The 445-nt window shown below is 41.8% G+C and carries 1 protein-coding gene; it reads left to right on the top strand.

Annotated features, from left to right (window positions below; all coding sequences use genetic code 11):
- Positions 1-55: 55 nt before the first annotated feature.
- Positions 56-445: protein NO VEIN domain-containing protein (locus IQR33_RS20645; RefSeq protein ID WP_193844000.1), on the top strand; the 390-nt coding region annotated here is incomplete at its 3' end.

The raw sequence follows: 445 nt of genomic DNA, 5'->3' as shown, positions 1-445 counted from the left end.
ACCTAAACTGGATGTCGGACACCGTGACTATGTAAGTCACAACAGGAAAAGTGGTATGGGGACAGCTTTCACAGGTAATCAAACGACACTTTTGGGCGATGTTGGAGAAGACAATGTGTTAAATGCAATTGTGAAGACGTTACCTTCTGGTCATAGAATACAGAAAGCACCGAAAAACAATCCTGGGTATGACTTGCTAGAGATTGATATTAATGATGCGGTTGTTAGAAAGATTGAAGTAAAGACTCTTCCTGCTGGGTGGGGAGAGAGAGGTGTGAAGTTAAGTAGAACCCAAATAGAACTAGCACTAGCTGACCCTACATGGTCTTTGATTGTAGTTGTTGGGCAAAACACGTCTCAAGCAACATTTTTAGATTTGGGTAATCCGTTCAACAAAGTGAAGTCATACTTTCTACCGAATGATTGGAACCGGGAGTTAGTTGGT

It is taken from the genome of Vibrio sp. OPT46 (assembly GCF_015163535.1).
In the GTDB taxonomy this organism is placed as follows: domain Bacteria; phylum Pseudomonadota; class Gammaproteobacteria; order Enterobacterales; family Vibrionaceae; genus Vibrio; species Vibrio alginolyticus.
Note: the sequence above shows the minus strand (reverse complement) of the source record. Positions and strands in the feature narration are given on the sequence as shown.